The following is a 14,065-nucleotide window of genomic DNA, read 5'->3' as shown; positions in this document are numbered from 1 at the left end:
CACCTACAGTGCCGCGCATCGTTTCAGACACGCAAAGGACGCTTCCAGCAAATGGCCCGCTCGAGGCGGGCCATCATTCGCCGGCTAATGTTTTGGTTTTAGACCGTGTCCCAGCCATCTTTTTCGCTCGCCCGGTAGATGGCGTCGATGAACCTCTGGTTGAGGCGCGAGTTCTCAAGTGTCACCACTTCCTCAGGCTGACCGAGTGCCGCGCGCGCGAAGGCCTCGGCCTCTAGCTTGTATTGGCGCGCATCCTGGAAACGGAAGAGTTGCGACTGAGCGTGGTTCTGGTTGGTCAGTTCCACTTCCTCGCGGCCGTACCGGTCCGCATTGAAGGGCGATTTCACCTCGATGTAGCCGTTGTCGCCATGGAAGACCATGACTTGGCGGGCGGCAAGCTGGGTCGAGATGTAGAAGCTCAGTTCGAAATCGCCGAAGTCGGCGCGCACGCTCGAGTAGATGTCGGTGCCGAATTCGGGATCACGGTCGGTATTGGCCTGAACGCGAAGCGGTTCCTTGCCGGTGACGAAACGGGTCGTGATCGTCGGATAGACGCCGATATCCGGCAGGCCGCCGCCGCCGAGTTCCGGGACGTTGCGCATGTTGCCGGGATCGCGATTGTAATAGGTGAACGCCCCCTGGACATGCCGGAGCTTGCCGATCGCCCCCTCGGCAAGGAGCGAGCGCACCTTCCGCCACACCGGGCTGTAGGTCACCATGAAAGCTTCCGAAACCAGCACCTTGTTGCGGTCGCGCGCCGCGATCAACGTGTCGATCTCCTCCGCCTTGAGCGCGATCGGCTTTTCGCAGAGCACGTGCTTGCCGGCATCGGCGGCCTTGATGCTCCATTCCACGTGCTGCGAAGTCGGCAGCGGAATGTAGACGGCGTCGATCATATCGGATGCCAGCATTTCCTCGTAGGATCCGAACGCATGCGGTACAGAGAAACGGTCGGCCATCGCCCTGGCCTTGGCGAGATCGCGGCTGGCGATTGCCGCGACGACACAGTTTTCCGCGTCCTGAATGGCAGGCACGACAAGTTCACGGCCGATCTTGGCCGTCGACAGAATTCCGAAACGCAGCATGGATAGACTCCTTCTTGGCTGCGCCGACACTAGCCCCGAGGTACGTACCTAGCAACTATGCGATGCGCAGAAAAGCCGCCCGACGCGGGATGCGGAGAAGTGCGCGCGGTTTCCGCCTGCATTCCCGCACTAACCGATTAAAATCGATCACGTTTATCATTTTCGTCGGCCCCGACCCAAAATCATCGTGCTCTGGCAGGTGTCATTCTGCGCCGTGGTGACTTATCTTTCAGCCCGCAATTCTCCCGATCGCAAACTTGTTTTCATCCAACCATGTGGAGCGAAACCATGGAAAAGCGCAGACTTGGCCGCACCGGCCTTTCGATTGCGCCGCTTGTTTTCGGCGGCAACGTCTTCGGCTGGACAGCGGATGAGAAGACATCCTTCGCCTTGCTCGATGCCTTCTTCGAAGCCGGCTTCAACGCCGTCGACACGGCGGATGTCTATTCGTCATGGGCGCCCGGAAACAAGGGCGGAGAATCCGAAACGATCATCGGCAAATGGCTGAAGCAGTCAGCATATGCGCGCGACGATGCCGTCATCGTCACCAAGGTCGGGTCCGAACTGGGGCCGGACCGGAAAGGCCTTTCGCGGCGCTGGATCATGCAGGCGGTCGAGGATTCACTCCGTCGCCTGCAGACCGACCATATCGATCTCTACCTCTCGCATTGGCCGGATCCGGAGACGCCGTACGAGGAAACGCTTGCCGCCTATGACACGCTTCTCGCCGAGGGCAAGGTCCGCGCCATCGGCGCATCGAACCTCGACGCCACGCAATTGCGCGATGCTCTCGACGTCTCGGCGGCGAAGGGACTGCCGCGCTACGACGTGCTCCAGCCGGAATACAACCTCTATGACCGGGCCACTTATGACGGCCCGTTACGCGATCTCTCAATCGCGGAGGAAATCGGCGTCATCACCTATTTCAGCCTGGCGAGGGGATTCCTTTCCGGAAAATACCGCTCGCACAAGGATCTCGAAGGCTCGGCCCGCGGCGGTGGTGTTGAAAAATATCTCGACGGGCGCGGCATGCGCATCCTCGGCGTTCTGGACGAAATCGCGGAGGATACCGGAGCGAAACAGGCGGAAATCGCCCTTGCCTGGATCATCGAACGCGAAGGCGTGACCGCGCCGATCGCCAGCGCAACCAATCTCGATCAACTGGCAAGCCTCGTAAAGTCGGCAGAACTCAAGCTTTCCGAGGAGGCGATCGGCAAACTGAACGACGTGAGCGCTTAGCGAAGCGGACGACACATGGCGGTCGGGATCGTGGGAGCGGCGAACGAGAAGGCGCCCTCCCAACCCTCCCACAAGGCGAAGGGTGAGGCGAGCGGATTACGACGTCACCGGTGCGGCGGCGGAAACCCGGGATAGAGATGCGCATGGCTGCCCTCGTGGTTGGCCATGCCCGGCTTCGTCAACAGCCCGCGCGGCTCGGCATAGCTTCTAATCGTGCGGCGCGGCCTTTCGTGCCACTGGATGTTGAAGGCCCAGAGTTTTGGAAAGAAGCCGAGCGACGCATAAGGCAAGTGGTCGTGGATCCACCAGGCAAGGCTCTGCCAGCCGCCCTCATGACGCTCCCGATCCCAAATCCACGGAATGACGATGCAAGCGGTGGCGCCCATGCATCCGTCGGCATCACGCATGTCCCATATGTGGTCGGCCGCCGTGGCCGCGTTTGTCGAGCAGTTGAGCTTGTTGGTGTTACCGAAGGCGTTGACCGCCCGGTTTCGATAGGCCGAACGAATGTGCAGGCGACCGAAGATCGCCTGCAGCGGCTCAAGCAGTTCCTCGCAGAGCTTCCTCCCGGCCTCGATGGCAAGATCCGGATCGTCCGGGATGTTCGGAATGTGATAGAAATCGGCAATCTCCGAATGCAGGAAATCCCGCAGGAAGAAGTTTTGCGAGAGCCTGACACGGCCGAGATCTTCGAGCGATTTCATCGATCCGGGTTTCCTCATGCTCGACTCCTCCTTTCATCGCGAGACGGCACTGTGCCCATGCGCGGCATGATTGCAAGATCAGGTCCGGTTGATCGAGACGCCGCCGTCGACGAGCAGCGCCGCGCCGGTGACGAAACTCGCAGCGTCGGACGCCAGATAGAGCGCAGCTTCGGCGATCTCCTCCGGCCGGCCCATCCGTTTCAGCGCGTGCAAGCCCTCGATGAAGCCTCGCGTTTCCGGCGCAGCCCCCGGCAGGTTCGCATGGTTGGACGGCGTATCGGTCCCGCCCGGCAGCAGCGCGTTGACGCGAACCCCTCGCGCTCCGAATTCGACCGCCAACGACTGCGTCAGGCCGACAAGACCGGCCTTGCTCGCCGCATAGGCGGCGATGCCGGGAAAACCTGCCGTGTGTCCAACGAAGCTCGACGTGAACACGAGCGAGCCGCCGCCACGGGCAATCATCGCCGGTAGCTGGTGCTTGGCTGCAAGGAAAGCACTCGTCAGATTCGTGTCGAGCGTCTCTCGCCAGTCCTCGACAGAGAGCGACGGGAGTTCGCCCATCGCACACAGCGCCCCGGCATTGTTGAATGCGACATCCAAGCCGCCGAAGCGGCGGATCGCCAGATCGACAAGCGCCTTGTTCAGGGCTTCGTCACGGACATCGCCGGCGAGGATCGCGGCCTCCCCGCCCTCGTCGGCAATTTGCTGAGCGAGCAGCGTAAGTTCATGCTCGCGCCGCGCGTTAACGACAAGCTGTGCGCCCGCACGGGCAAAAAGCACGGCGGCGGCGCGGCCGATACCGGAACTCGCCCCGGTTATGATCGCGATCTTTCCTTCAAGTCTTGGCATCATGGATTCCTTTCTCGTTAGCGGCAAAGGAATCCCAGATCCGGCGCCAGGCGGCCACCCGATTCCCGAGACTGTGAGAAAGCCGGTCTCCCCGAATATTCGACGTGAGGAACACATCTAGGCGGTAAGTCTGCCTGCCCGGAACAAACGCGGTTCGACAGTGTTTCGTTGGCGCTATCAAAAACCACCACCGGAAAGGATGCCGAAATATGGCCAAGGAAAAGACACTGAACGATCTCTTCCATGATACCCTGAAAGACATCTATTACGCCGAGCGGAAGATCCTCAAGGCGCTTCCAAAGATGGCACGCGGCGCACAGGCACCGGAACTCAAGGCCGCTTTCGAGAAGCACAAGGAACAGACGGAAACCCATGTTGAGCGGCTGCAGCAGGTCTTCGACATGATCGGCAAACGCGCACAGGGCAAAACCTGCGAGGCGATCGAGGGCATCATTGCCGAAGGCGAAGAGATCATGGACGAGTTCAAGGGCACTCCCGCGCTTGACGCCGGCCTCATCTCCGCCGCCCAGGCTGTCGAGCATTACGAGATATCGCGCTACGGCACCCTGAAGACCTGGGCCAAGACCATCGGGTTGAAGGATGCGGTTTCGCTTCTCGACGCTACGCTTAAGGAAGAGATCGTCACCGACGAGGACCTGACGAAACTAGCCATGGCGCAAGCGAACAAGAAAGCCGCGTGATCTAACTCTTCGCCACTGCGCAATTCCCGGCGGAACGCCGTTGCAGGCGTTCCTGGAATTGCTTGAGCGGCGGCCGGTCTCTCTCCGCCGGCCGCCTTACTCCAAATGCCGGAAGAAATCGATGAAGGCTCTCAGCGCCGGGCGCATCTGGCGACGGCTTGGATAGTAGAGGTAGGGGCCGGCATAGGGCGCGCACCAATCTTCGAGCACGCGCTCCAATCGCCCCGCCGCGATATCCTCGCTCACGCGCGACTCGAAGAGATAGGCAAGCCCCGCGCCCCCAAGCGCGGCCTTGATGATCGGTCGATCCTCGCCGAGGATCAGGGGGCCGGCTACCGACACGGTTATCTCCTCGCCCCCCTTTTCGAATTCCCAACGATAGAGCGTGCCGTTCGAAAAGCGACGGCGAATGCAGCGGTGCCCGGCAAGTTCGCGGGGGTGGGCAGGCCTTCCTTGGCGTTCGAAATAGGATGGCGCCGCCACCACGGCGCTTGTGAGGTCCGGACCGACCCTCACGGCGATCATGTCGGCCTCCAGGCTCTCGCCAAGTCTGATGCCCGCGTCATAACCCTCTTCGACAATATCGGTGAAGCCGTCTTCATTGGCGATTTCGAGCACGATGTCGGGGTAGCGCTCCAGAAACGCGCCCAGCCGGGGCGCAAGGATGAGGTCGGCGGCAAAGCGCGGCGCGGTAATGCGCAGGTTTCCCGCCGGTCGCTCGCGCGCCTCCGCCGCGGCTTCCAGCGCGTGAGCGATTTCTTCGAGCGCGGGGCGCAACCGCTCCAGGAGCCGACGCCCCTCCTCTGTCGGCGCGACACTGCGAGTGGTGCGCGAAAGCAATCGCACGCCCAGACTTGCCTCGAGGCTGGCGACCGCATGGCTAACGGCGGATGGAGCGACACCGAGTTCCTTCGCGGCGGCGCGGAAGCTGCCGTGCGCGGCGACGGCGGAAAGGACGGCGAGTTGAGAAAGCTGGGTCCGGTTCATTGATCGAAATGATAGAACAACCCGTGAGAATTGACAGAGATTTTCAGCCGCGGATGACGGTCCTATCCTCCGTGGTGTCGGCCCCCGGTGCGGGCGCGACACCACCGATGACCATCCGCTTCTTTCGACGCCAGCCGCAAGCGGCCCTTCTCGGCCGGAACCGGCGTCGAAGCCTGAAAGGACCTCCCATGAAAATCCGCAAGCTTGGAAATGAACTGACCGCTTCCACCATCGGCCTCGGCTGCATGGGCATGAGTTTCGCCTATGGCGCGGCGGACGAGCAGGAGTCGATCCGCACGCTCCATCGTGCCATCGAACTCGGCGTGACCTTCTTCGACACGGCCGAAGTTTATGGCCCCTATGAAAACGAGAAGCTGCTCGGCAGGGCGCTGAAGGACAGGCGCGACCGGGTGACCATCGCTACGAAGTTCGGCTTCCGCATCGAGCCGGGCAAACCGGCGGCCGAAGCGATCAAGGGGGTCGACGGGCGGCCGGAAAATGCTCGAGCCGTCGCCGAGGCATCGTTGAAACGGCTCGGGACCGACGTCATCGATCTTTATTACCAGCACCGCATCGACCCGAGCGTGCCGATCGAGGATACGGTCGGCGCCATGGCGGAACTCGTGAAGGAAGGCAAGGTGCGTGCGCTCGGTCTTTCGGAGGCGCGTGCCGCCACCATCCGCCGCGCCCACGCCGTTCACCCGATTGGGGCGGTGCAGAGCGAATATTCGTTGTGGTCGCGCGAACCGGAAGAGGAGGTGCTTGCCACCTGCCGCGAACTCGGAATCGGTTTCGTTCCTTACAGTCCGCTTGGACGCGGCATGCTGACCGGCAAGATCGCCAGGGTCGATGATCTCGCCGCCGATGATTTTCGCCGATCGCTTCCGCGCTTCCAGGGGGAAAACCTGGGGGCCAACGCCGCCTTGGTCGCAACGCTCGAAACGCTCGCGGCGGAAAAAGGCATCACCGCCGCACAGCTCGCACTCGCCTGGGTCATCAACCAGGGCGATTTCATCGTGCCGATTCCGGGTGCCCGCAAGATCCGGCATCTGGAAGAGAATGTCGCTGCAGCCGATATCGTGCTTTCCAAGACCGAGCTCGCCAAACTCGGTGAGGTACTGTCGCCAGGCCTTGTTGCCGGCAAGCGCTATACCGATGCTTCGCTGGCGCTGACGAACCGGTAAGGCGCACTCTGCTCCGCGTGCCCTGAACGCACAAGGGCATTTCGGGCATCGCATTTCGCCTGCGATGCCCTACCTATAGTGCAGTCGGCCCCAAACAAGGAGGGATGAGGAATGTCCGAAGAGCAGGCGATCAGCGCGGTGATCCATCTCTACGTCGACGGCATGGCCTTCGCCAACGAGGCGGCGCTACGCAAGGCCTTCCACCCGAACGCCTCGATCGTCGGCAATTATGATGGAGCCATCGAGTGGCTGACCCGCGACGCCTTCATAGCAGCGATCCTGAAGGAAGGTTCGGCACCGCCGGAAACACAGCCTCTCATGGACGTGGAGATGATCCACATTACTGGCGACGCTGCGAGCGTGAAGGTCGTCGATGAATTCGCCGGCTCACGTTATACGGATTACCTGTCGCTGCTAAAAGTCGACGGACGGTGGCTGATCGTCAACAAGGTCTGGCACGTCCATTCATGAGTGCTTGCGCAGACGAGCCGATGTCGGCAGTGGTGATTGGGATTGATCACGTGCAACTCGCGATGCCGGAGGGTGGCGAAGGCGAGGCTCGCCGTTTCTATGCCGACCTTCTCGGCATTCCGGAGGTGCCGAAACCATCCAACCTTTCCCATCGTGGGGGTTGTTGGTTCCATCGTGCGGGCCTCACGATCCATCTCGGCGTGGAGAAGCAGTTTTTGCCCGCCCGCAAGGCGCACCCCGCCCTTCATCGTCGACAACCTTCTCGCACTGATCTCACGGCTCGAGGCGGCCGGATTTAAAGCAACGGAGGATGAGCCACTTGCGGGATTCGTCCGCCGGTATGTCAGCGACCCCTTCGGTAACCGGATAGAGTTGATGCAGCCCTCAGACTGATCGCTTCCGATGGGGAGATCGCTAAGTGCCGTACCTTGCCCCTCACCCAAGTCCTCTTTCCCCGCGCGCGGGGAGAAGGTGGCGGCAGCGGGATGAGGAGCGAACGCGGCGCAAAGAACACATCGCCTCGTCCCAGGGGGGTGCCAAACATTTGCAATGGCTGAACAAGGCCGCCGCATCGTGCGGCGGCCTCTTATGTTTCATCAAGCGCGAAGCACGCCGCCGGTGCTCTTCGCCACGTTGGCGATGATCTTCGACGTCAGCGTCTCGAAATCCTCGTCGGTCAGCGTGCGTTCGACCGGCTGGATCGTCACCTCGATTGCCACCGATTTCTTGCCTTCTCCAAGGGAAGCTCCCTCGAACACGTCGAAAACGTTAACGCCGGTCACCAGCTTGCGGTCGGCACCGGATGCGGCCCTCAGGATCGCAGCCGCCTCGACCGTCTTGTCGACGACGAAGGCGAAATCGCGCTTGACCGCCTGGAACGGCGAAAGCTCCAGCGCCGGCTTGGTGCGCGTTGCCTTCTTCTTCGGCTCGGGCATGGCGTCGATATAGATCTCGAAACCGCAAAGAGCGCCCGATACGTCGAGGGCATCGAGCGTCTTCGGGTGGAACTCGCCGAAGCTGCCGAGAACGATCTTCGGACCGAGCTTGATCGTGCCGGAACGGCCGGGATGATACCAGGCCGGGCCACCGGCCTCGAACTGGACATTACCCATCGGTACTCCGCAGGATTCGAGGACGGCGATGGCATCGGCCTTGGCGTCGAAGACATCGACCGGCTTGCCGCCGCCCTTCGCCGCATTCGACCAAAGCCGGCCGGCGCCATTTAGCGACGCCGTACCGCGGCGGACACCGCCTGCAACGCGACGCTGGGCTTCCGACGTATCGCCTTCATAGGTGCCGGAAACCTCGAAGATGGCCACGTCGCCATAGCCCTTGTCGGCATTGCGCTGCGCCGCGGTCAGAAGCCCCGGCAACAGCGAGGGCCGCATGTCGGACATGTCGGCCGCGATCGGGTTGGCAAGCTTCAGCGCCGGCTGACCGCCGCCGAAGAGCTCCGCCTGCTCTTCCGAGATGAAGGACCAGGTGACGGCTTCGAGCATCCCGCGGCTTGCGAGCGCGCGCTTGGCCTGACGCGTGCGGATCTGCAGCGTCGTTAGAATCTTGCCGTTTACGGCATTGTGGCTCGGCAGGGGCGCGGCGACGATGTTGTCGACGCCATGGATGCGCATGACCTCTTCGACGAGATCCGCCTTGCCGTCGACGTCCGGCCGCCAGGATGGGACCGTGACGCGAAAACGCTCGCCGGAGCCATCGACGCCGAAGCCGAGCTTTTTGAGGATCGATACGCTTTCCTCGGACGAAACCTCAAGCCCCGTCAGTCGCTTCACCTCCGAGACGGGGAAGTCGACGCGCCTCGGCGTGTGGCCCTCGTAACCGACGACATCCAGCTTGGCGGCCGTTCCGCCGCAGAGCTCCAGCACCAGTTCGGTCGCGCGCTCCAGGCCAGGCACCATGTATTCCGGATCGACGCCGCGCTCGAAACGATAGCGCGCATCGGTGATGATGCCGAGCGTGCGGCCGGTCTTGGCGATGTTCATCGGATCCCAGAGCGCCGATTCGATCAGCACGTCGGTGGTCCCACCGTCGCAGCCGGAATGTTCGCCGCCCATGATGCCGCCGATCGATTCGATGCCGTCCTCGTCGGCGATCACCACGTTTGCCGGCGACAGCATGTATTCGCGCGTGTCGAGCGCCAGCACCTTCTCGCCGTCCTTCGCCCGGCGAACCGTGAGATTGCCGGTGACCTTGGCCGCATCGAAAACATGCAGCGGCCGGCCCTGGTCGAAGGTCAGGTAGTTGGTGATGTCGACCAGCGCGTTGATCGGCCGCAGGCCGATGGCGTTCAGCCGCTGGCGCATCCAGGCCGGGCTCGGGCCGTTCTTGACGCCGCGCACGAGGCGGAGCGCGAAGCCGGGGCAAAGATGCTTGTCTTCGCCGAGATCGAGCCTCACCTTTACCGGCGTTTCGCCTGCGACAGCAAAGGACGGTGCCGGCTGATTTCTCAAGATGCCAAGACCGGAAGCGGCGAGGTCGCGGGCAATGCCGTGAACGCTGGTGCAATCCGGCCGGTTCGGCGTCAGGTTGATCTCGATGACCGGATCATCGAGCCCAGCGTAAGCGGCATAGCTCGTACCGATCGGCGCATCCTCCGGCAGATCGATGATGCCGGTGTGATCGTCGGAAATCTCCAATTCCTTTTCCGAGCACATCATGCCGCGGCTTTCGACGCCGCGGATATTGCCGACGGAAAGCGTGACAGCAATGCCGGGCACGTAGGTGCCGGGGGCCGCGAAGGCGCCGACAAGGCCCTTGCGCGCGTTCGGCGCACCGCAGACGACCTGCACCGGCTGGCCATTGCCAGTGTCGACCATCAGCACCTTCAGCTTGTCGGCATTCGGGTGCTGCTCGGCGGAGACGACTTTGGCGATGACGAAGGGCTTGAACGCCGCCTTGTCGTCGACGTCCTCTACCTCCAGCCCGATCATCGTCAGCCGGGCGCAGATCTCCTCGAGCGAGGCCTCGGTCTCCAAATGGTCCTTCAGCCAAGAAAGCGTGAATTTCATGATTTCACCTGTGTCCCAAAAATATCAGCGCGCGATCAAGCGGAGAGTCCGCCGAAGAGCGTCGGCATGTCGAGTGGGCGGAAGCCGTAATGGGTCATCCAGCGGACATCGGCGTTGAAGAAGTCGCGCAGGTCCGGCATGCCGTATTTCAGCATGGCGATGCGGTCGAGCCCCATGCCCCAGGCAAAGCCCTGATACTCGTCGGGATCGAGACCGCCGGCGCGCAGCACGTTTGGATGGACCATGCCGCAGCCGAGGATTTCCATCCAGTCCGTGCCTTCGCCGAACTTGACGATCGGGCCGGAACGGTCGCACTGGATGTCGACCTCGAACGACGGTTCGGTGAAGGGGAAGAAGGACGGGCGGAAACGCATCGTCACCTGATCCACCTCGAAGAACGCCTTGCAGAACTCCTCCAGCACCCAGCGCATGTTGGCGACATTCGCCGTCTTGTCGATCACCAGGCCCTCGACCTGATGGAACATCGGCGAGTGGGTGGCGTCCGAATCCTGCCGGTAGGTCTTGCCGGGGATGATGATGCGGATCGGTGGCTCTTGCGCTTCCATGGTACGAATTTGCACCGGCGAGGTGTGCGTGCGCAGCACCTTGCGCTCGCCCTTCTCATCCGGCTGGAAGAAGAAGGTGTCGTGCATCTCACGGGCCGGATGTCCGTCGGGGAAATTCAGCGCCGTGAAGTTGTAGTAGTCCGTTTCGATGTCCGGCCCTTCAGCGATCGAGAAGCCCATGTCGCCGAAAATCGCTGTGATTTCGTCGACGATCTGGCTGATCGGATGGATACGGCCGCGCTCGGCCGGCGAGGAGCGGAGGGGGAGGCTGATGTCGACCGTTTCGCGCGCCAGCCGCTCGGCGATTGCCGCATCCTTGAGCGCCAGCTTGCGGGCGGAGATCGCATCCGTCACCGTGTTCTTCAGCGCATTGATGCGAGCGCCGCGCGTCTGGCGTTCCTCCGGGCTCATGGCGCCGAGCGTCTTCAGGAGTTCGGAGATCGAGCCCTTCTTGCCAAGCGCACTTACGCGCACCGCCTCGATCGCCGCCTCGTCGGCGGCGGTATCGATTTCCGCCAGCAAAATCCGTTCCAACGTTTCCAGTTCGCTCATTCTGTCCTGCCTCGATGCGGGAATGGTTCGGTATATCGGTTCAATTCTTCAGCAATGTGATCGCGCTCACCGTCTGTCGGAGAGCTCGACCGTGGCTGCGATCACGGCTGGCGAGCCAAATAGAAAAACCCGCGCCAGCCCTGCCAGCGCGGGTTTCCCAACTAATTTCAAGAACGGTTTTGGGAAAACGCTGGCTTAACGGACAGCGCTTTCAAACTCGTTTGCCGTGCCGGCTTCCTTGAGGTAGGCGAGCGCCTTCTTGGCGGCTTCGACGAGCGCGCCGAATGCTGCCGTCTCATGGATTGCCATGTCGGACAGGACCTTGCGGTCGACTTCGATGCCGGCCTTGTTGAGACCGTCGATGAAACGGCCGTAGGTCAGACCGTGCTCGCGGACGGCAGCGTTGATGCGCTGGATCCAGAGGGCGCGGAAATTGCGCTTGTTAACCTTGCGGTCGCGATAGGCGTACTGCTTGGAACGGTCCACCGCTGCCTTGGCGGCGCGGATGGTGTTCTTGCGACGGCCATAGAAACCCTTGGCGGCCTTGAGCGTCTTCTTGTGCTTGGCGTGGGCGGTCACACCGCGTTTTACACGTGCCATGTCATGATCTCCTTAATTATCCAATATGCCCGACGTCTCAGAGACCGTTCGGCAGATAGTTCTTGACGACCTTTTTGCCGTCAGCTTCGGCGAGAACCATGGTTCCGCGTGCGTCGCGAATGAACTTGTTGGACCGTTTGATCATGCCGTGGCGCTTGCCAGCAGCAGCAGCTCTAACCTTGCCGGTAGCGGTGACTTTGAACCGCTTTTTGGCAGACGATTTCGTCTTCATCTTGGGCATTTTGCTACTCCATTGTTCTTGATAGTGCGAAACAGACAGACGACGCCCGTTTCCAGCGTTAAGAACGGCCACGGCATGCCCTGCCGGACCGTTCGGACGGGGGCTTATAACCGCACGTCCTGAAAAACGCAAGCCGGGCAAACGAAGAAGCCGGGCGCGACCCGAACGCCGCGCCACCGGCCCGCGGGCAACCGGCTGCGGGATGGCGCCCATCACAACAAAAAGCCGCCTCAAGCGGCGGCTTCCCGTCATTATCATTTTTCCGTGGCGCGGCCGATCACTTCGGTGCGAGCACCATCATCATCTGCCGGCCTTCAAGCTTTGGCTCGGCTTCGACCTTGGCGATCGCCTGGGTGTCGTCCTTCACCTGCAGCAGAAGCTTCATGCCGAGTTCCTGGTGGGCCATTTCACGGCCTCGGAACTTCAGCGTCACTTTGACCTTGTCGCCTTCCTCGAAGAAGCGGTTCATGGCCTTCATCTTCACCTCGTAATCGTGGGTGTCGATGTTCGGACGCATCTTGATTTCTTTGATCTCGACGATCTTCTGTTTCTTGCGCGCTTCCGCGGCCTTCTTCTGGTTGGCGTATTTCAGCTTGCCCAGATCAAGAATCTTGCACACCGGCGGTTCGGAATTCGGTGCGATCTCTACCAGATCAAGACCGGCTTCATCCGCCATGCGGAGTGCCTGGTCGATCGGCACGACGCCGACATTCTGGCCTTCGGCATCGATAAGCTGAACCCGGGGGACCCGGATTTCCTTGTTTGAGCGCGGCCCCTCTTTAACCGGGGCGTCCGCTTTGAACGGTCTGCGAATGGTCGTACTCTCCTCGAGCTATTGACGTATATATGGTCTGCTTGAACGGTCAGCGCGATCTCAAACGAAGCGCTTGAAACTGTCACCGACGGCAATGTGTGAATTGCGGCGCCAGAGTCAATAGCATGGCTCGCAAGGAAAATCACCCTCTGTCGAAGCATAGGCGAATCTGTTTTAGAAGGAAATCTGCCGCCCCGCCGTCTTTCTAGAGGATATCCGATGTCAACAGCGCCAGCCGAAACGGAAATCACGCGGATCGAGGTGGGCGACGGCACGGCCGCGCGCTCCATTGCCATGCGAATATTTCGCGCAGAGCCGCGCTCCGAGCGCCCCACGCTCGTCTGGCTCGGCGGGTATCGCTCCGACATGACCGGGACCAAGGCCGTCGAGGTCGAGCGCTATGCGCGCGCGATCGGGACGGACTGCATTCGCTTCGACTATTCCGGCCACGGCTCCTCCGGCGGCGACTTCCGGGACGGCACGATCTCGCGTTGGATCGAGGAGAGCCTTGCCGTGATAAATCACGCGGCGCCTGGAAAGGTTGTCCTTATAGGCTCCTCGATGGGCGGCTGGATCGCCTTGCGGCTCATTCAGGAACTCAAACGCCGCGGCAAAAAGGGCCGCGTCGCGGGTCTCGTGCTGATCGCGCCCGCACCGGACTTCACGGCTGAGCTCGTCGAACCCAATCTCACCGTCGCGGAGAAGGCCTCGCTTGCCGAACGCGGCTATTTCGAGGAGCCGTCGCAGTACAGCCCCGAGCCGAATGTCTTTACCTTGGCGCTGATCGAGGACGGCCGCACCAATCGCGTGCTTTCGGGCCCCGTCGAAACGGACTGCCCGGTCCATATCCTCCAGGGCATGCGCGATCCCGACGTCCCCTACACGCATGCACTGAAGCTGATGGAGCACATGCCGGCGGACGATGTCGTGATGACTCTCATTCGCGACGGCGATCACCGGCTCTCGCGCGACGAGGATATTGCCAAATTGAAACAGGCAATCGGCGACATGCTCACGCAAGGCTGACAGCCGCGCGACACGCAACACCC

General features: G+C 61.8%; 14 protein-coding genes and 1 pseudogene. 6 read left to right on the top strand and 9 right to left on the bottom strand.

The window, feature by feature from the left end; all coding sequences use genetic code 11:
- Positions 1–98 precede the first annotated feature (98 nt).
- Positions 99–1,085, bottom strand: coding sequence for a Gfo/Idh/MocA family oxidoreductase (locus QN219_RS16005; RefSeq protein WP_284000717.1), 987 nt, complete (start codon positions 1,083–1,085; stop codon positions 99–101).
- A 288-nt stretch (positions 1,086–1,373) separates the two neighbouring features.
- On the opposite strand from QN219_RS16005, the gene QN219_RS16000 reads away from it, so the two are divergent.
- Complete coding sequence (locus QN219_RS16000; RefSeq protein ID WP_284000716.1) at positions 1,374–2,324, top strand: aldo/keto reductase; 951 nt, start codon at positions 1,374–1,376, stop codon at positions 2,322–2,324.
- Positions 2,325–2,428: 104 nt separating this feature from the next.
- Here the strand turns inward: QN219_RS16000 and QN219_RS15995 are convergent, their stop codons facing one another.
- Together QN219_RS15995 and QN219_RS15990 are read right to left on the bottom strand one after the other, a co-directional pair.
- Positions 2,429–3,046, bottom strand: a complete 618-nt coding sequence (locus QN219_RS15995; RefSeq protein WP_284000715.1) for a hypothetical protein — start codon at positions 3,044–3,046, stop codon at positions 2,429–2,431.
- Positions 3,047–3,106: 60 nt separating this feature from the next.
- Complete coding sequence (locus QN219_RS15990) at positions 3,107–3,877, bottom strand: SDR family oxidoreductase (RefSeq protein WP_284000714.1); 771 nt, start codon at positions 3,875–3,877, stop codon at positions 3,107–3,109.
- Positions 3,878–4,086: 209 nt separating this feature from the next.
- Between QN219_RS15990 and QN219_RS15985 the strand changes: the two genes are divergently transcribed.
- On the top strand, positions 4,087–4,578 hold the full coding sequence (locus QN219_RS15985; protein WP_284000713.1) for a ferritin-like domain-containing protein: 492 nt from the start codon (positions 4,087–4,089) through the stop codon (positions 4,576–4,578).
- Between the two features lie 96 nt (positions 4,579–4,674).
- Here QN219_RS15985 and QN219_RS15980 read toward each other — a convergent pair whose 3' ends face one another.
- A complete protein-coding gene (locus QN219_RS15980; RefSeq protein WP_284000712.1) occupies positions 4,675–5,565 on the bottom strand; it encodes a LysR family transcriptional regulator in 891 nt (296 codons plus the stop codon).
- Positions 5,566–5,753: 188 nt separating this feature from the next.
- On the opposite strand from QN219_RS15980, the gene QN219_RS15975 reads away from it, so the two are divergent.
- From QN219_RS15975 to QN219_RS15965, 3 genes and pseudogenes are all read left to right on the top strand, one after another.
- A complete protein-coding gene (locus QN219_RS15975; RefSeq protein ID WP_284000711.1) occupies positions 5,754–6,749 on the top strand; it encodes an aldo/keto reductase in 996 nt (331 codons plus the stop codon).
- Positions 6,750–6,860: 111 nt separating this feature from the next.
- Positions 6,861–7,220 (top strand): nuclear transport factor 2 family protein, encoded by a 360-nt coding sequence (locus QN219_RS15970; RefSeq protein ID WP_284000709.1) that lies wholly within the window; start codon positions 6,861–6,863, stop codon positions 7,218–7,220.
- Between the two features lie 20 nt (positions 7,221–7,240).
- A pseudogene (locus tag QN219_RS15965) lies at positions 7,241–7,613 on the top strand (VOC family protein).
- A 203-nt stretch (positions 7,614–7,816) separates the two neighbouring features.
- Here the strand turns inward: QN219_RS15965 and pheT are convergent.
- The 5 genes from pheT to infC form a co-directional block, all read right to left on the bottom strand.
- On the bottom strand, positions 7,817–10,243 hold the full coding sequence (gene pheT / locus QN219_RS15960) for a phenylalanine--tRNA ligase subunit beta (protein ID WP_284000707.1): 2,427 nt from the start codon (positions 10,241–10,243) through the stop codon (positions 7,817–7,819).
- Positions 10,244–10,278: 35 nt separating this feature from the next.
- The gene (gene pheS / locus QN219_RS15955; RefSeq protein WP_284000706.1) at positions 10,279–11,361 is read right to left on the bottom strand and encodes a phenylalanine--tRNA ligase subunit alpha; all 1,083 of its coding nucleotides are present in this window, start codon (positions 11,359–11,361) and stop codon (positions 10,279–10,281) included.
- A gap of 195 nt (positions 11,362–11,556) precedes the next feature.
- Positions 11,557–11,961 (bottom strand): 50S ribosomal protein L20, encoded by a 405-nt coding sequence (gene rplT / locus QN219_RS15950; protein WP_136506619.1) that lies wholly within the window; start codon positions 11,959–11,961, stop codon positions 11,557–11,559.
- Between the two features lie 37 nt (positions 11,962–11,998).
- On the bottom strand, positions 11,999–12,202 hold the full coding sequence (gene rpmI, locus QN219_RS15945; RefSeq protein WP_026613581.1) for a 50S ribosomal protein L35: 204 nt from the start codon (positions 12,200–12,202) through the stop codon (positions 11,999–12,001).
- A 277-nt stretch (positions 12,203–12,479) separates the two neighbouring features.
- The gene (infC, locus tag QN219_RS15940; RefSeq protein WP_136506618.1) at positions 12,480–13,016 is read right to left on the bottom strand and encodes a translation initiation factor IF-3; all 537 of its coding nucleotides are present in this window, start codon (positions 13,014–13,016) and stop codon (positions 12,480–12,482) included.
- Between the two features lie 219 nt (positions 13,017–13,235).
- Here infC and QN219_RS15935 point away from each other — a divergent pair, with 219 nt between their 5' ends.
- Positions 13,236–14,042 carry an alpha/beta hydrolase gene (locus tag QN219_RS15935; RefSeq protein WP_284000704.1) on the top strand — a complete coding sequence of 269 codons (807 nt, stop codon included), beginning with the start codon at positions 13,236–13,238 and terminating at the stop codon, positions 14,040–14,042.
- Positions 14,043–14,065 lie beyond the last annotated feature (23 nt).

Source organism: Sinorhizobium sp. 8-89 (assembly GCF_030124325.1).
GTDB lineage: Bacteria > Pseudomonadota > Alphaproteobacteria > Rhizobiales > Rhizobiaceae > Sinorhizobium.
This window is presented reverse-complemented; position numbering and strand designations above follow the sequence as displayed.